We start from the raw sequence: 16,596 nt of genomic DNA, 5'->3' as shown, positions 1-16,596 counted from the left end.
TGATATCTCTATTAACTTTACTCTTTTTCCTTGCTGCTTTTCACATCAATTCTGTCACCATGGCTTGGTGGTGTAGATGTAACAATAAAATGCAGTGGTTCAGTACCTTGATTACTTAGCTGATGAGCTCGGCCAGCACTTACATGCAAACCTTGTTGCGCAGTGAGTTTGTGTAATTGGCCATCAAGTTCAATGGTGGCACAACCACTAAGTACGAAGAAAAATTGTTCTGCATGCTCATGGTAGTGTTTTACTTCAGCCTCACCTGCTGGGACATGCTCTTGAATAACACTCAGCGCATTAGATTTTACCAAATGCCAACCGTCGCAATTGTTACCCCACTTGTAGTGCTCTGCTGTTTGTTTATCTATAGTGCTCAAAACTTTTTATACATCCCTTGGCTTTGTGGTGCGACAAACTTGTAGCCAAGCTTTTCGTAAAAACCTGGTTTGTCAGCGACCATAGTGACATAGCTGCCTTCAAAAGCGGCAGATTCGATGTAGCGGTCTACATGTTCCATAATTTGACGCCCTAGCCCTTTACCTTGATATTCAGGTGATACAGCAATATCAACTACCTCAAAATTACAACCACCATCACCAATAACACGGCCCATGCCAATCAACTTATCGTCTTTGCGAGCACAAATAGCATAAAGAGAGTTTGGCAGCCCTGCTTTCGCCGCAGCTAATGAACGAGCTGATAAGCCGGCCTTAAGGCGCATTGCACAGTATTCTTCCGCACTTGGTAACTGCTCTATTAAGCGATACTCCATAAATGCTCCTTTGATACCTATTCACGAGTTAGAATTACCTGAAAAGTTAACAAAAAAGGCGCCATAAGGCGCCTTTTATTTAAATTGTTTTGCTACTTATTCAGCAGCTTGTACAACTTTTGGTACTTTTACATCTGCTTGCGCTTTAAGTGCAGCAATGAATACCATGTAGTTTTTATTCACTTGAGCCATAGTGATGTTTTGTTTTTGTTGTTCGTTAATATCGGTGCTTTGTGCTTCATTCACTGCTTTTAAAGCAACGATAGCAGAGTCACCATTATTCAGATCAACAACATCTACCACTGGCGTATCCTGAGGATGCGGCATTTTAAATACTTGCTGTACAATTGCCGGAGACACAGTATACGCTTGACGAGCAAGTGCAGACTCTTGACGCACTTCAATACCTTCGGCAGTAGCAACATCATTTAAGCTCTTACCTGCTTCGATATCTGCAAATAAAGTACGTGCTTTTTCTTTAGCAAGTTCAGAGGCTTTCTGTGCAACCAGTGTTGCTTTAATTTGCTCTGATACGTCTTCAAGTGGCTTAGTCGTTGCTGGTTTATGGTCGTTTACACGAACAACAACAGCGTGCTCATCACCCACTTCAATAACCTCTGAGTTCATACGATCTTCTAACACTTCAGGAGAGAAAATTGCAGTAACAACTTGCGGGTTATTTAAAGGCTCTGGTAATGAGTTACGTGTCACAAGTTCTGTTTTCTGTACTTCAACACCGGCTGCGTCTGCAGCGTCTGTTAATGTATCAGAAATTTCAAAAGCAATTTCTCCCATTTGAGTTTGCTTTTCATAAAACGCATTCACTTTCTTAGTACGTTCAAGTTCAGCACGAAGCTCATCTTTTACGTCAGCATACGGTTTAACTTGCTGATTTTGAATATCAGTGAGCTTGATGATGTGATAGCCGAATTCTGATTCAACAACGTCAGAAATGTCACCTTTGTTCTCAAGTGCATACGTTGCATCTTCAAAAGCTGGGTCCATCATGTCACGTTCGATCCAATCAAGATCACCGCCCATTTCAGCACTCACAACGTCATCAGAAGATGATTCAGCTAGCTCAGCAAAATCAGCACCGTTTTGCAGTTGTGCTAATAGCTCTTCAGCTTTCGCTTTTGCTGCATCATCGTCTTCACTGTTATCAATTAAGATGTGTGATACACGACGCTTTTCAGGCTCAATATATTGTGCGCTGTTTTGATCGTAGTATGCTTTGATATCTTCTTCTGAAACACTTGAATCCAACGTTAAGTTTGCAGCATTTAAATCAATATAGCTGACAGATACTTGTTCAGGCGCTAAAAATTGCGGTTGATTTAATTCATAGTAATCTGCAATTTCTTGCTCTGTTACTTCAATACCCGCTTGTAATGATTCTTTTGACACAACTAAATAGTCAATACTACGAGTTTGCTGTTGAAGCGCTACAGTATTATTTAATTCGTTTTCAAGAATAAAGTCAGTACCAGCAACTGCACCAACAAGTTGGCTGCGAGTCATGTCTTTACGTAAGTACTCTCGGAAAGCGTCTGGCTGGAAGTTCATCTGACGAATAACTTGTAAGTAACGATCGTTGCTAAATTGGCCGCCAACTTGGAAGTAAGGCATTTCTAAAATAGCTTTACGAACACTCTCATCACTTACACGAAGGCCTAACTCAGCCGCTAGTTGAGTTTGCAATTCTTGTTGTACTAAGCGGTCAATCACGCCTTGGCGAATTTGTGCCATGTAATTTGGATCAGCTGCGATTTGTGCAAAGTATTCACCAAACTGTTGCTCTAAACGGTTACGTTCGTTTTGGTATGCACGGCTGAACTCGGTTTGGCTAATTTTAACTCCATTTACTTCTGCAACGGGTTGCTCTGTGGTTTGTCCTAAATAACCACCAATCCCAGCTAAAGCAAAAGATAAAATCACCGCGCCTAAAATAATTTTGGCTGCAGGTCCCTGCGAACCTTCTCTGATTTTCTCAAGCATTTATCTATCTCTATTCTGATCAGGTACAAAATATACCAATTAGCATAATCAAGGATGATTGCTGATTGATATCAACCCTGCTCATGTAAAAAAAGCGTATCTTACCAGATACGCTTTTTCACTTGAAGTAACTGGTGATAAGTTACCTAAATTCTATTTAAGTGTCCTTAGGTATCCTCACCAACTAATCTTATTGATTAGTTTACTGCGTCTTTCAGCGCTTTACCTGCTTTGAAAGAAGGGATATTTGCCGCAGCAATCTGGATAGTCTCACCAGTTTGCGGGTTACGACCTGAACGTGCTGCACGCTCACGTACTGAGAAAGTACCAAAGCCAACAAGCGCCACTGAGTCGCCATCTTTAAGAGCGCCTGAAACAGCCTCGATGAATGAATCTAGTGCACGACCTGCAGCCGCTTTAGAAATGTCAGCGTCAGCTGCGATTTGATCGATTAATTGAGATTTATTCACAATATCATCCTCTTTCATTGTTATTATCAAGAGCGATTATTTTTAAAAAATAACATCACTGTTTTGAAAATTTATAAGCAAATTAAATTTATGCTCAGTTTATTATATTTTTCTCAACCCTAGGCCACATAAGGCCTAGGCTTGAAAACTAGTGCTTAACTTATCATACCCTTAGTATTTGAAAAGCCCCTAAATGCACTTTTTTGCGGTTTTTTACTGGTTTTTTTCAGTTTCGACAGAAAAACTCTCAACTGGGTGCTTTAAAGCCAGTTTTAAAACGTCATCAATCCATGTAACTGGGTGAATTTCAAGGCCCTCTAATACATTGTTTGGGATCTCTTTTAAGTCACGTTCGTTAATTTTTGGAATAATAACGGTTTTAATACCACCACGATGAGCCGCTAGTAACTTTTCTTTTAAGCCACCAATCGGTAACACTTCACCACGTAAAGTGATTTCACCTGTCATAGCAACATCAGAACGTACCGGGTTACCTGTTAAGCTCGAGACTAAACCAGTTACCATTGCAATACCCGCACTTGGGCCATCTTTTGGTGTTGCTCCTTCTGGTACGTGAACATGGATATCACGTTTTTCATGGAAGTCGCTATTAATACGTAATTTTTCAGCACGATTACGAACAACCGTCATGGCCGCTTGAATCGACTCTTGCATTACATCACCAAGTGAACCGGTGAAAGTAAGTTTACCTTTACCTGGAACAGCAGCTGATTCGATAGTCAGTAAATCACCACCTACTTCAGTCCACGCTAATCCGGTTACTTGACCAATGCGGTCACCATCTTCAGCTTTACCATAGTCAAAGCGTTGTACACCTAAAAACTCTTCTAGATTATCTTCATCGATAGTCACTTTTTTAGTGCCTTTATCTAGCAAAATATTCTTAACAGCTTTACGGCAAAGTTTAGATACTTCGCGCTCTAGGTTACGCACACCGGCTTCGCGAGTGTAGTAGCGAATAATGCCAATAATTGCACTATCAGCTATTTCAACTTCACCCTCTTTTAGGCCATTACGCTTCACTTGCTTTGGAATTAAATGCTGCTTAGCAATATTCAGCTTCTCGTCTTCGGTGTAACCCGATAGACGAATAACCTCCATACGGTCTAGTAATGGGCCAGGAATGTTGAAGCTATTTGATGTTGCAACGAACATTACGTCTGATAAATCGTAATCAACTTCTAGGTAATGATCAGCAAAATGACTATTTTGCTCAGGATCAAGCACCTCAAGTAATGCTGATGCTGGGTCACCACGCATATCAGAAGACATCTTATCGATTTCATCTAATAAGAATAATGGGTTTTTCACGCCGACTTTGGTCATATTCTGGATTAACTTACCAGGCATAGAACCAATGTAAGTACGACGATGACCACGAATTTCAGCTTCATCACGAACGCCACCAAGGGCCATACGAACATATTTACGACCAGTAGAACGTGCAATTGACTGACCTAATGAGGTTTTACCCACACCAGGAGGGCCGACTAAACATAAAATTGGACCTTTGAGTTTATTAGTACGTTGTTGTACCGCAAGATACTCAATAATGCGTTCTTTTACTTTATCTAGACCATGATGATCGCTGTCTAAAATCTTTTGTGCGCCAGCTAAGTCTTTTTTCACCTTAGAGCGTTTTTTCCAAGGCACATTGATAAGCGTATCAATGTACGAGCGCACTACGGTTGCTTCAGCCGACATAGGCGACATCATTTTTAATTTAGATAACTCTGCGTTCGCTTTTTCTTGCGCTTCCTTAGGCATACCTGACTCTTCGATGCGCTTTTTAATTGCTTCGAATTCATCGGGTACATCATCAAGTTCGCCAAGCTCTTTTTGAATCGCTTTCATTTGCTCGTTGAGGTAATACTCTCGCTGCGATTTTTCCATCTGCTTTTTAACGCGAGTACGGATTTTCTTCTCAACTTGCAGTAAGTCAATTTCACCTTCCATCAGCGCCATTAGGTATTCAAGACGCTCAGTGACATCAGCTATCTCAAGTACTTTTTGCTTTTCAGGCACTTTCAGTGGCATATGAGCTGCCATAGTATCTGCAAGACGTGCGGCTTCATCAATACCTGATACAGAAGTGAGTACTTCTGGTGGAATCTTCTTATTAAGCTTTACATAGCCTTCAAATTGGCTAATTGCGCTGCGTATGAAGACATCCTGCTCTTGTTCATCAATATGGTTTGACTCAATAAACTGCGCTTCAGCTACAAAGAAATCATCATTGTCTAGAAATGTTTCTACTTTCGCGCGTTGAGTGCCTTCAACCAACACTTTAACGGTGCCATCAGGTAGTTTTAATAACTGAAGTACTGTGGCAATGGTGCCAACACGGTAGATATCGTCTTGCTGCGGATCATCAACAGAGGCGTCTTTTTGCGCCACTAGGAAAATTTGTTTGTCCTTGTCCATCGCCGCTTCTAGGCATTTTATTGATTTTTCACGACCAACAAATAGCGGGATCACCATGTGCGGGTATACCACAACATCGCGCAGTGCCAACACGGGGATTTCGACTCGATCGGTTCTCTCAAGCGTCATTATATTCTCTTCGCACTTCATTTATTTTAAAGATTACTCAAGTATATGGGGATATGTAAGGGAAAGTTCAACATATTTGTAAAAAAAGGAGCCTTTGGCTCCTTTTTTATACTTAACTGATTAAATATTAATCTATTAAAGCTTTATTCTGATGCAGCTTTGTCTTGATTACCACTTTGGTAAATTAAGATTGGGTCTGATTCACCTTTAATAACGGTTTCATCAATAACCACTTTGCTTACATCATCCATTGAAGGCAACTCATACATAGTATCAAGTAACACACCCTCAACAATTGAACGCAAGCCACGTGCACCTGTTTTACGCTCCATTGCTTTGTGAGCAATCGCACTGAGCGCATCTTCACGGAACTCAAGCTCAACATCTTCCATTGCAAATAATGCAGAGAATTGCTTAGTTAGAGCATTCTTTGGTTCGCTAAGAATTTGAATAAGTGCCGCTTCATCTAGTTCTGTCAGTGTAGCGACAACAGGAAGACGACCAATAAATTCCGGTATTAATCCGTATTTAACAAGATCTTCTGGCTCTACATCTTTAAACGTTTCGCTTAAACTACGGCTACTTGCCGATTGCTTAACTTGAGCGCCAAAACCAATACCTGTATTTTTGTGGCTACGCTGTTCGATCACTTTATCAAGGCCAGCAAATGCACCGCCACAAATAAATAGAATCTTCGATGTATCAACTTGCAAGAATTCTTGCTGCGGATGCTTACGTCCACCTTGTGGTGGTACAGACGCAACCGTACCTTCAATCAGTTTAAGCAACGCTTGTTGCACACCTTCGCCCGATACGTCACGAGTGATCGATGGGTTATCAGACTTACGAGAAATCTTGTCAATTTCATCAATGTAAACAATACCACGCTGCGCTTTCTCAACGTCGTAGTCACATTTTTGCAGTAGCTTTTGAATGATGTTTTCAACATCTTCACCAACATAACCTGCTTCTGTTAGCGTAGTCGCATCAGCCATAGTGAAAGGTACATCGAGCAAACGAGCCATGGTTTCAGCAAGTAATGTTTTACCACTACCAGTAGGACCAATTAATAGGATGTTACTCTTACCTAGCTCAATTTCTGCATTAATACTTTGATTGCGAAGGCGTTTGTAGTGATTGTATACCGCTACCGACAGCACTTTTTTTGCATGATCTTGGCCAATAACATAATCATCTAAGTGATTACGAATTTCTTTTGGAACAGGCAATTTATCAGACGCATTATGCTTTGGCGCAATGTCTTTGATTTCTTCCCTGATGATATCATTACACAGCTCAACACATTCATCACAAATGTATACTGAAGGGCCGGCAATAAGTTTACGAACTTCATGCTGGCTTTTGCCACAAAAAGAGCAGTATAACAATTTATTACTTTTGTCGCCGTCTGTAGGAGTGTCAGACATTCAGCTACCTCATTTATTACGTTGGCAGCAGCACTGGGCTACTGCTAATTCACTATGTTTAACTATATCAAAGAATATCAGTTTTCGCATAGTAAAGGGTGATAGCTAACAATACGTTATTATTAGCTATTCAGATTACTTCGTTTCGCGGCTAGAGAATACAGAGTCAACTAGGCCGTATTCAACCGCTTCGCTTGCGGTCATAAAGTTATCACGGTCAGTATCGCGTGATACGACCTCTAATGGTTGACCTGTGTGCTCTGCCATCAAACGGTTTAACTTATCTTTAATCGATAAGATCTCGCGCGCATGAATTTCGAAGTCAGATGCTTGACCTTGGAAACCACCCAATGGTTGGTGGATCATCACGCGTGAGTTAGGTAAACAAAAACGCTTACCTTTAGCGCCACCTGATAACAAAAAAGCACCCATACTAGCTGCTTGACCCACACAAATAGTGCTTACATCAGGTTTAATGAAATTCATTGTATCGTAGATTGCCATACCAGCAGTTACAGAGCCACCTGGCGAATTGATATATAGATAAATATCTTTTTCTGGGTTTTCTGATTCTAAAAACAGCATTTGTGCAAGAATCAGGTTTGCCATGTTATCTTCAACTTGGCCTGTTAAGAAAATAATGCGCTCTTTTAAAAGACGTGAGTAAATATCATATGAGCGCTCCCCTTTTGCTGTTTGCTCAACAACCATAGGGACTAATGCGTTTAGAGGGTCTATCATACCGCTATTCATTCTTATTTAATTCCTTATCCGCTGCGACTCATCCTTACTATAAGGAAAGCACATTAATACTAATGTTAATTAAAGTAACTGTTCAATCTTTTTAACTATATGTGAACGGTTCGGCACTATTTCAATCTTTACTGAAAAATGTTCTGAAATAACATCTAGTATTGTCGGTTTTTGTGAAACTTGCTACCACAAACTAAAATGGCCCGGGTACGCTGTAAATATACAGAGTAACACGAGCCATTTAATCGCTAGCGAGAGCTTAAGTCAATGACTTATTAAGCACCTTGCTGTGGATTCATGATGTCGTCGAATGCTTTTTCAACTTCAGTCACGTTTGCTTTAGCTAGGATAGCTTCAACTGCTTGCTCTTCCATCGCTACGTTACGCATTTGTTGCATAAGTTGATCATTTGACTTGTAGTATTCTACAACTTCAGTTGGATCTTCGTATGCAGAAGCTACAGTTGCGATTAACTCTTCAACTTTAGCGTCGTCAACTTTAAGCTCGTTCGCCTTGATAACTTCACCTAGTAATAGGCCAGTCTTAACGCGAGTTACAGCTTGCTCGTGGAATAATTCAGCTGGAAGCTCAGGCATGTTTTTAGCATCGCCACCAAAACGTTGTGCAGCTTGCTGACGTAGTGCATCAATTTCTTGATCAACTAGCGCTTTAGGCACTTCGATTTCGTTGTTAGCTAAAAGACCTTTGATAGCTTGGTCTTTAACGTTAGCTTTAACCGCTTGGTCAAGCTCACGTGTCATGTTCTTTTTAACTTCTTCTTTAAGGGCGTCAACACCGCCTTCAGCTACACCGAATTTAGTTGCGAACTCATCGTTAAGCTCAGGAAGCTCTTGAGTTTCAACTTTCTTAACAGTGATTGCGAAAGAAGCAGCTTTACCTTTAAGGTTTTCAGCATGGTACTCTTCAGGGAAAGTTACTTCAGCAACAACTTCTTCGCCCGCTTTTTTACCAACGATGTTGTCTTCAAAACCTGGGATCATACGACCTTGACCAAGTTCTAGTGGGAAGTCTTCAGCTTTACCGCCTTCGAACTCTTCACCGTCGATAGAACCAACGAAGTCGATAGTTACGCGATCGTTCTCGCCTGCAGCTGCATCAACTTCAGCCCAAGAAGCGTGTTGCTTACGTAAAGTTTCTAGCATGTTAGCTAGGTCTTCGTCAGTTACAGATACTGCTGGTTTTTCAACAGCAATTTTATCTAAACCTTGGATTTCAACTTCTGGGTAAACTTCAAACGTTGCATCGAATTCTAAATCTTTACCAGCTTCTAATGCTTTAGGTGCGAAAGTTGGAGCACCCGCTGGGTTAATTTTTTCTGAAACGATTGCTTCGATGTAGTTGCGTTGCATTAATTCGCCAGCAACTTCTTGACGCACTGCTGCACCGTAACGCTTGTTGATGATAGACGCAGGTACTTTACCTGGGCGGAAACCATCGATACGCTGGGTTTTAGACAGTTGTTGTAAGCGTTTTTTAACTTCAGTCTCAACGTTCTCTGCAGGAACGGTGATGGTCAGACGGCGCTCAAGGCCTTGAGTCGTCTCAACAGAAACTTGCATGATTTACCTCAATCTTCAATTTTGGCGACTGTTCGCCTTCCTTACAAACAAGGTGATCTCTATGAGTGATAGCAAGTTTTAATGCTGAAAAATTCAACTTAAAACGGCGCATTGTAACCATGAGATACCATTGCTGCTTTGCCTCTATGGGCACTATATTAAACAATAGACGCGGCATTATAACCTAATATTTATGATAGTCGAGTCTAGGGGGCAATTATTTGGCGTATATAGCAGCATTCAGCGTTTAAGTGCTGAAAAAACGAACGCAGTAAAATAACAAAGTTAAATTAGGCTGATTTAAAGGAAGTATTTAGATATTAAGAAGTGGTCGGCAATGCAGTATTTGAACCTGAGACTGAATTGGATATACCCAAACCAATCGTTATTTGACAATAAATCTTTAAAAGTGGTCGGCGATGCAGGATTTGAACCTGCGACTGAATTGGACATACCCAAACCAATCGTTCTTTGACCATAAATCTTTAAAAGTGGTCGGCGATGCAGGATTTGAACCTGCGACCCCTTGGACCCAAACCAAGTGCGCTACCAAACTGCGCTAATCGCCGATATCTTAAGTAAATTGGGGTGACTGATGGGGCTCGAACCCACGACAACCGGAATCACAATCCGGGGCTCTACCAACTGAGCTACAATCACCACGGCATTTACATATTTTCAAATGGCGCACCCGGAAGGATTCGAACCTTCGACCAACGCCTTAGAAGGGCGTTGCTCGTATGTAAGGCTAATTAAACTTACCAAGTGTTACCATTGTCGTAAACAATGAGTGCATTATAGGACGCCTGAATTTTAATGCAACCCTTTTTTTGATTTTTTTGAGCATTGTATCACCCCCTACTATAATGTTACCATCACTAGCAGTTCAAGAAATAAACTATTTGTATGAATTATCCTCACCCTAAAAATCATATTATCGTTAAACAAAGGCTGGCTCTTGATGGAGGGTCTACCACTATCATTCCTGTTTTGTATCTTTCCGGTGGTGAAACCAAAAGAGTAGAAATCTTGGTTGACTACTTCCTCGATAATATAGGGATGTCTGAGCAATGGATGAGATACAGAGCGAGAGCGATGGGGTTATTCTTTGACTATTGCACATCGTTGCCAAAGGAATCTACATCACCTAGTCACCCTCTTTTTCACAAGAGGTTGGTAAGAGGGTTTTTAATTTCACTACTAAATGGAACGATAGATGAAACAGGTCGTGACAATCTCGGACTATATTGGCCTTCGACTGGAATAGATGTCGTTAAAAGATTATGCACAGCATTGCATGATGTCATTCATTACTCCGAACAAAATGATTTAGTGCCTCAGAACCTATTAAATAGAGAGTCTTATTCAATACCACATTCCGAACAAACCGCAATTTCATTTTTGCATATTGCTAGAAGAATAAAAGGTTACTCTTTTTTAAGCCATGTTATTAATGTACAGCACCTAGCAAGAAAACTTCATAGAAGTAGCGAATCTTCTGGCTATAATCTTCAGAACTCAACGTCTAAGAGTCAGACTGCTCCGAAAAGATTCCCTGAAGAGTTAATCGATCCTCTATTTAAAAGAGGTTTTATGAAAAACGATAAAGCCCCTACTCTAGAAGAACAAGAAGATATAGTGGGGAAAATGTGTTGCCTGCTCTGGCTTTTCGCTGGTTTAAGAAAAGACGAGCCTTTGCATCTATGGGTTACTGACATTGTTTACGTTCAGGGGCATGGATTAAAAGTTGTTCAAAGGCATCCATCAGATTCATCTACACACATTGTAGGTGAAAATATGACAAGAAAAGAGTATTTAAAGAGAATTGGCAGATTACCTCGAAATGAAGATAAGAGTAAGTCTCAGAGAGCTGGGTGGAAAAACTTAGCGCTGGATAAGGATAATCAGGCTTATGTTTACTTTATGCACAAGGGTGCAGAACAGCTTTTTTTGTCGATGTATCACTACTATATAAACAATGTTAGGCCAAAAAGAGTTAAAGCATTGACTGATAGCGGTAAGCCCGATCACCCTTTTCTGTTCGTCTCATCTGGTGTTGATAGAAATTCAGGCAAAAGTTATGTCGGTGAACCATATAGTTCAAAGTCTCTGGATGATTCGTTCAGCTCAGCGCTTAACCGAGTCGAGAAAGATCTAGGGATTCAGATAGTCAAGGGCAAGAAAGGAAATACAAACCCTCATGCTATGAGGCATTTCTACATTGGGAAACTAAAGGACGCAAATGTCGATCCCCTTATAGTGCAGAAGACGGTCAAGCATGGGAGTATCGAATCACAGAACGCCTATGATGCACCAACACAAGAGCGAATTCAGTCTGTTATGGATGATGTGCAATTACAGCTATCTGATACAAGGGTCTTAGAATGAAATCAGGAAAAGAGCAAAGAGCCAAAGCATTTTTAGATGTGCTTTCAACTAGCGTTAATTTACAAGAAGGTGTAAGTCGTCTATTTGATGAAGCTGATAAATTCTTCAATGAACTAAATATTTACGGTAATGCTAAACACAAGGGCTCAATAAGGTCTGTAGAGTCTGGGCTTATGGCGGCACTTAATTCCTTGGAAAAATATACATTTGCTTCTTCGCTGAAGGAAGTCACTATAACTGAATTTAAAGAAGCGCTTGATTTAATCAAAGAACCGTACTTTCAGTACAGTCCAAACATAAGCGAAAGACTTCAAACTGGATTTAGAAAAGCCGCTGTCATACTAGATCACGTTCATGCAGTTAAGGGTTTTAGTAGATACGCTAAAATAAACAGAAAATCCAATACAGAATCTAGTTTTGAAGCACTCATCAAGACTAACACTGAAGGAGATATGATTAAATGGGTTGAACTAGCAAATGAATTCATAGAACAACTTCAAACAAAGAATACCAAAAAAGCTAGAGGTGCAATGGTTCGGCTTCTGAAGTTCTTAGATCAAAAGTACAAAGTCATCCCCCATCCACTTTCATACCTTTCAAAACAAAGGCATAAGAATTTCATTAGTGAATATAAATATTTTAACAAGTCCTATACTTCTGATTTACTGCATTTTTTTAGGTTTTCTGAATATGTTATCGATAACTATATGACAGAAACAGAAGAAGATGAGAGCACACTCTTTGGATATCCTATTGTAACTGAGGCACAAGTATACGGAAAGGAGCATCAGAAAAGTAAACCAAATAAGCCACATACAGACAAGCTACTAATACCATCGAGCCTGCTGTTTATGATGCGTGACATTATTTCTGAGGATGATTTTGCTTTCCCGAAGTCGTTAAGTAATCATTATTTTGATTACACAAATCAAGATGGTGAGATTACTCGTGAATTCAATCCTGTTGCTTCGTATGTATATTTGACTATGCTAGAAATCCCAGTTCGAAAGATTCAAGTGCAAATGCTCGATTCAGGGGAAGGAGATGTGGTCGAGTTTCGAAATGGAAAATGGGAGCCTTGTTCTTCAGAGCACTCAGGATATTGGCAACGCAAAGGCGTTTCAGTGGTCAACAGGGGGGTATTAAGAGAACTGAATGACTCTAAAGGCGCAGGTTTCTATATAAACACCAATAAAACAGCAGATATAAATGTTGGGCATGGGGAGCACTCTGGATACACAATACCTTGGTATAACCAAACACTTGTTTCGTACTTTCAAAAATTAAGAGACTTTCAAACTAAATACAATCCAGTTAAAACAGCTCTGTCCTATAGAGATATTGATAAATCTTTCTTGCATAACGATGGGAGGCCATCTGAAGCAATTTTGCAGCAAATTCCAGATAGGTTTTATCTTTTTAGAAATCCATCGGCATTAGAACCACAATCCCCTATGTCATCAAATGTATTGCATAGATATTTTTTAGATATCATGCAAGAAGCTGAAAAAAGACTACAAGAGCAAGGCGAAGAGATCCAGATAATAACAAAGATTAATGAGCAAACAGGACAACCTGAGCGTGCAATTTACTCACCACATGGCTTAAGAGTGGCTGGCTTGACCGCTATGGCGGAAAATGGAGTACCTATTGAAGTATTAAGTAAAATTATCGCTGGTCACGCATCAATTCTAATGACGCTTCATTACATTGTTTACTCTGATAGAAAAGTGACTGAAGTATTAAATGGAGCAAGAAAAAAAATAGAGACTCAAGCTAAACAAGGCTTGAGAGAATGGCTAAAAGATGCAGCTTTTGAAGATGCTAAGCGATATTTACATGCCAATAATGATGCTGCTATTGCACAATTACTGTCAAATGTAGATGCAGCATTTTTATCTGCTAATTCCTATGGTGTTTGCCCATACGCTGGCACAAGGTGTCACGATGGTGGAGAAGAAATTAAAAAAGCCACCAAAACCACAAAAGCAAAATACGGGCCTGTACGGGGCGGTAAAGAAAACTGTGTTATGTGTCGTCACTTCGTCACTGGAAAGGAGTGGACTATAGAGCTTTGGCTTCATACAAATAGACTGTTTGAAGCAATAAATCATCTATCAGTTAATTTGGATGACTTGAGGGTGCGCAGAAAGGCTCTTTCTAAAGAGAGGTATGAATTCATTAAAAAGCAACAACAACACTTGATTCCAGTTACTTTGGTAGATGAAATTAAAAGTCTAGATTTTATTATTGAAGAAAAATCAGAAACATTAAATGACACAATTTATAGCGCTCATGCTGCTTATAAAATATATAATGGAACCAAAAATATGCTTGGGATAGAAAGCCATAATCACCAAGATAACCTCGGTTCTGTAGCTGTAACACCTAAAGAAGAGCATGACTCTGCTTGTGTAGAAACAAGTAAATTTGCTTCTCAACACCTTTTGGTTGTTGCATCAAGACTTTATCCGCAATTTGAAGACTCAAGGGTTGAATTAGAGCGAAATCATTTCGTTGATCAGATTTACGCCAACTCAGGACTCGTGCCGTTGAGTCTTGCTCCAATGTCTGCTGAAGAAAAAAAGTTGGCTCTAGATGCCGCTTCTGAACACTTATTAACCAAGCTTTCGGATACAGAATTGAAAAACCTTCACGCAGGAGCCGTTAGCATTCAAGAGCTTGGCATACATCAAGAGAAGTTAATCTCACCACTTAAAGAATCGAATAATTTACTAGGCAGCATTAAAGATGACGAATAATAGTATTAGTAAGAAACGAGTGGATAGTGTTTTCTCTACGTTGCAGGAAAAAGCCAAAACCGCATCTGTCAGAACAAAGCTTGCAAGAATACACAATGCTTGTGAGAAGATTTCAGAAAACACTGTAGTCTCTGTAGCAAATGTTGTTAGATACATTGCAGAGGAAGGGGTTAAGCTTTCTAAAAGAACTATTTATAACGATAGAGAGGGCGGAAACCCTTACAAAGAGTTAATTGAAGAGTGGATGAAACATTCTGAGCTTGTGCATTCTGAGAAGAAAAGCAGAGTAAAAAATGTAGATACTGAGACAGCACTTAGCCTTGTTGATGAAGAAGATCTAGCCAAAATCCCTGATATTGCACTTCGTCATAAATTCAGCCTAATGTACGGTGAATTAAGAAGCTTGAGAAACCAAGTTACGATATTAAAAGATGTGAAAGCACTCCCCTCCGTTAGTCAGTCACAGATAGCTTATGAAGCAAACAATGACGATCTGTTGACCTACCAAGGCAACAACAAAGAGCTCTCAGACTATGAAAGAGAAGTTATTAAGGATTTCCTTAGCGCTAAACTGACGCCTCTAGCTTTTGATGAAGACGGAGCTTTAGTTAGCAAATCTGTGATTAAAAGAGACGAGACATTATCTGGTGAGGGTCTTAAAGAAATACTGGAAAAGCTTATACAATAATTGAACTTAATATTCGTAATTAGCTGTGTTTTTCGGCTAAGCTTTATTATCGCCACATTAAAATTAGAATTGTAATGTCAAAATCAACTTTCCAGCTCGACTTTCTCTATGTTGTTACCAACGGTAAGCTGTCCAAATATTCGAGTCCACTTGAAGAAATCAACTATGTAGAAAATGGTGTTAATACAGAGGTTTTACAAGCTATCTCTAAATTATTAAAATGGGAGCTAGATTTAGTAGCAAAAATTATAGGTGTGAAAAAATCTAGCTTGCTCCGCAAGTCCACTAAGCTATTAAACAAAAAAGCTAGTGAGAATGCTATAGAAATCACTAAATTGAGTGAATTTGGTTTAAACTACTTCGGGAATATCGATAATTGGAATCACTGGCTAAATACACCTCATCTCAACTTTGAAGGCCAACCTCCACTTAGAATGATAGATAAAATAAGAGGGCGAGAGCTAATAAGAGGTGTGATTTATGGACTAAAATATGGCTACACGGCCTAAGAATAATAAATGCGCTAAAGATTTATTATTTACTTTAGTAGTGTTAATCTGAGTAAGTTAAAATTGAATAAACCTTAAATTGATCTGCCATATTTGAACTTTAGCGTTGAATCAAGCCTGACTGTGAATAGCCGGTTTGTTCCAGATGCGGACTATCACTGTAAAGCGTCTCTGGACAAAAACGAGTTAGAGCCGAAGGTCGGCTCTGTGCCCAGACTGTGTGAAAACTAATTTTTAATAAATTGTCTTGGGTATGTTCTTAGTTTGAAACCATTTAAGATGGTTGCGATCGATTTTTTCTCAGTATCGCAATTTTCTCCGCGCGAGCGAAACTGCTATGGCAACGCTACTCTAATTGCTTTACTTAGGCCGTTAACTCCCATAATTGTTATCATTCTTCTGAAGTTGTAAGCTAGGACATGAAGACTTATTTCTGTCCCCACGCTTTTTAAACCTCGTGTTAGTAAGTGGGTAGCTCCCATCCAGAGTTTAATTGTGCCAAAGGGGTGCTCAACAGTTTGCTTGCGATGAAGCATCAATTCAGGTTCATTCTTTAGCTTTTGAAGCATTTCTTCTGTCAGAATCTCATGCACACTGTAGTGGTCAACTAATTTTGGCCACAGTTTTAGAATCTTGGTATCTAACCTCTGATTCATTTGGCGCTAAACCAGC

Annotated in this window: 12 protein-coding genes, 3 tRNA genes and 1 pseudogene; 4 read left to right on the top strand and 12 right to left on the bottom strand. The window is 39.8% G+C overall.

Features of this window, described 5'->3' with window-relative positions; translation table 11 throughout:
- Positions 1 to 17: 17 nt before the first annotated feature.
- The 11 genes from ACSFVZ_RS15960 to ACSFVZ_RS15910 form a co-directional block, all read right to left on the bottom strand.
- Positions 18 to 380 (bottom strand): cupin domain-containing protein, encoded by a 363-nt coding sequence (locus ACSFVZ_RS15960; RefSeq protein WP_435559213.1) that lies wholly within the window; start codon positions 378 to 380, stop codon positions 18 to 20.
- Positions 377 to 775: a GNAT family N-acetyltransferase gene (locus ACSFVZ_RS15955; RefSeq protein WP_435559212.1), complete on the bottom strand. Its 399-nt coding sequence runs from the start codon at positions 773 to 775 to the stop codon at positions 377 to 379. The genes ACSFVZ_RS15960 and ACSFVZ_RS15955 overlap by 4 nt, the downstream gene beginning before the upstream one ends.
- 96 nt (positions 776 to 871) lie before the next feature.
- A complete protein-coding gene (ppiD, locus tag ACSFVZ_RS15950; protein ID WP_135923986.1) occupies positions 872 to 2,773 on the bottom strand; it encodes a peptidylprolyl isomerase in 1,902 nt (633 codons plus the stop codon).
- A gap of 197 nt (positions 2,774 to 2,970) precedes the next feature.
- Complete coding sequence (locus tag ACSFVZ_RS15945) at positions 2,971 to 3,261, bottom strand: HU family DNA-binding protein (protein ID WP_175580427.1); 291 nt, start codon at positions 3,259 to 3,261, stop codon at positions 2,971 to 2,973.
- Between the two features lie 195 nt (positions 3,262 to 3,456).
- Positions 3,457 to 5,817 (bottom strand): endopeptidase La, encoded by a 2,361-nt coding sequence (gene lon / locus ACSFVZ_RS15940; protein WP_295507695.1) that lies wholly within the window; start codon positions 5,815 to 5,817, stop codon positions 3,457 to 3,459.
- A 143-nt stretch (positions 5,818 to 5,960) separates the two neighbouring features.
- Positions 5,961 to 7,244 (bottom strand): ATP-dependent protease ATP-binding subunit ClpX, encoded by a 1,284-nt coding sequence (gene clpX / locus ACSFVZ_RS15935; protein WP_135923984.1) that lies wholly within the window; start codon positions 7,242 to 7,244, stop codon positions 5,961 to 5,963.
- 135 nt (positions 7,245 to 7,379) lie between these two features.
- Positions 7,380 to 7,997, bottom strand: coding sequence for an ATP-dependent Clp endopeptidase proteolytic subunit ClpP (clpP, locus tag ACSFVZ_RS15930; protein ID WP_135923983.1), 618 nt, complete (start codon positions 7,995 to 7,997; stop codon positions 7,380 to 7,382).
- 275 nt (positions 7,998 to 8,272) lie between these two features.
- Positions 8,273 to 9,577: a trigger factor gene (gene tig / locus ACSFVZ_RS15925; RefSeq protein ID WP_135923982.1), complete on the bottom strand. Its 1,305-nt coding sequence runs from the start codon at positions 9,575 to 9,577 to the stop codon at positions 8,273 to 8,275.
- A gap of 492 nt (positions 9,578 to 10,069) precedes the next feature.
- Positions 10,070 to 10,146 (bottom strand) — tRNA-Pro (locus ACSFVZ_RS15920).
- Between the two features lie 15 nt (positions 10,147 to 10,161).
- Positions 10,162 to 10,237, bottom strand: a tRNA-His gene (locus ACSFVZ_RS15915).
- 23 nt (positions 10,238 to 10,260) lie between these two features.
- Positions 10,261 to 10,371, bottom strand: a tRNA-Arg gene (locus ACSFVZ_RS15910).
- A gap of 112 nt (positions 10,372 to 10,483) precedes the next feature.
- Here ACSFVZ_RS15910 and ACSFVZ_RS15905 point away from each other — a divergent pair.
- From ACSFVZ_RS15905 to ACSFVZ_RS15890, 4 genes are all read left to right on the top strand, one after another.
- Positions 10,484 to 11,965 carry a site-specific integrase gene (locus ACSFVZ_RS15905; protein ID WP_199525857.1) on the top strand — a complete coding sequence of 494 codons (1,482 nt, stop codon included), beginning with the start codon at positions 10,484 to 10,486 and terminating at the stop codon, positions 11,963 to 11,965.
- On the top strand, positions 11,962 to 14,727 hold the full coding sequence (locus ACSFVZ_RS15900) for a VPA1269 family protein (RefSeq protein ID WP_199525855.1): 2,766 nt from the start codon (positions 11,962 to 11,964) through the stop codon (positions 14,725 to 14,727). The genes ACSFVZ_RS15905 and ACSFVZ_RS15900 overlap by 4 nt, the downstream gene beginning before the upstream one ends.
- Positions 14,717 to 15,415, top strand: a complete 699-nt coding sequence (gene gmtX / locus ACSFVZ_RS15895; protein ID WP_199525853.1) for a gamma-mobile-trio protein GmtX — start codon at positions 14,717 to 14,719, stop codon at positions 15,413 to 15,415. Before ACSFVZ_RS15900 ends, gmtX begins: the two co-directional genes overlap by 11 nt.
- Before the next feature lie 74 nt (positions 15,416 to 15,489).
- Positions 15,490 to 15,924 carry an antitoxin Xre/MbcA/ParS toxin-binding domain-containing protein gene (locus ACSFVZ_RS15890; protein WP_199525851.1) on the top strand — a complete coding sequence of 145 codons (435 nt, stop codon included), beginning with the start codon at positions 15,490 to 15,492 and terminating at the stop codon, positions 15,922 to 15,924.
- A 335-nt stretch (positions 15,925 to 16,259) separates the two neighbouring features.
- Here ACSFVZ_RS15890 and ACSFVZ_RS15885 read toward each other — a convergent pair.
- Positions 16,260 to 16,499: pseudogene (locus tag ACSFVZ_RS15885) on the bottom strand (transposase); the annotation flags it as partial.
- Positions 16,500 to 16,596 lie beyond the last annotated feature (97 nt).

This window comes from Pseudoalteromonas nanhaiensis (genome assembly GCF_051235485.1).
GTDB classification, from domain to species: Bacteria; Pseudomonadota; Gammaproteobacteria; order Enterobacterales; family Alteromonadaceae; genus Pseudoalteromonas; species Pseudoalteromonas lipolytica_C.
Note: the sequence above shows the minus strand (reverse complement) of the source record. Positions and strands in the feature narration are given on the sequence as shown.

What these genes read in the sequence shown, in the direction of transcription:
- ACSFVZ_RS15955 (WP_435559212.1), bottom strand. Translation starts at nt 775, where the DNA reads ATGGAGTATCGCTTAATAGAGCAGTTACCAAGTGCGGAAGAATACTGT.
- ppiD (WP_135923986.1), bottom strand. Translation starts at nt 2,773, where the DNA reads ATGCTTGAGAAAATCAGAGAAGGTTCGCAGGGACCTGCAGCCAAAATT.
- ACSFVZ_RS15945 (WP_175580427.1), bottom strand. Translation starts at nt 3,261, where the DNA reads ATGAAAGAGGATGATATTGTGAATAAATCTCAATTAATCGATCAAATC.
- lon (WP_295507695.1), bottom strand. Translation starts at nt 5,817, where the DNA reads ATGACGCTTGAGAGAACCGATCGAGTCGAAATCCCCGTGTTGGCACTG.
- clpX (WP_135923984.1), bottom strand. Translation starts at nt 7,244, where the DNA reads ATGTCTGACACTCCTACAGACGGCGACAAAAGTAATAAATTGTTATAC.
- clpP (WP_135923983.1), bottom strand. Translation starts at nt 7,997, where the DNA reads ATGAATAGCGGTATGATAGACCCTCTAAACGCATTAGTCCCTATGGTT.
- tig (WP_135923982.1), bottom strand. Translation starts at nt 9,577, where the DNA reads ATGCAAGTTTCTGTTGAGACGACTCAAGGCCTTGAGCGCCGTCTGACC.
- ACSFVZ_RS15905 (WP_199525857.1), top strand. Translation starts at nt 10,484, where the DNA reads ATGAATTATCCTCACCCTAAAAATCATATTATCGTTAAACAAAGGCTG.
- ACSFVZ_RS15900 (WP_199525855.1), top strand. Translation starts at nt 11,962, where the DNA reads ATGAAATCAGGAAAAGAGCAAAGAGCCAAAGCATTTTTAGATGTGCTT.
- gmtX (WP_199525853.1), top strand. Translation starts at nt 14,717, where the DNA reads ATGACGAATAATAGTATTAGTAAGAAACGAGTGGATAGTGTTTTCTCT.
- ACSFVZ_RS15890 (WP_199525851.1), top strand. Translation starts at nt 15,490, where the DNA reads ATGTCAAAATCAACTTTCCAGCTCGACTTTCTCTATGTTGTTACCAAC.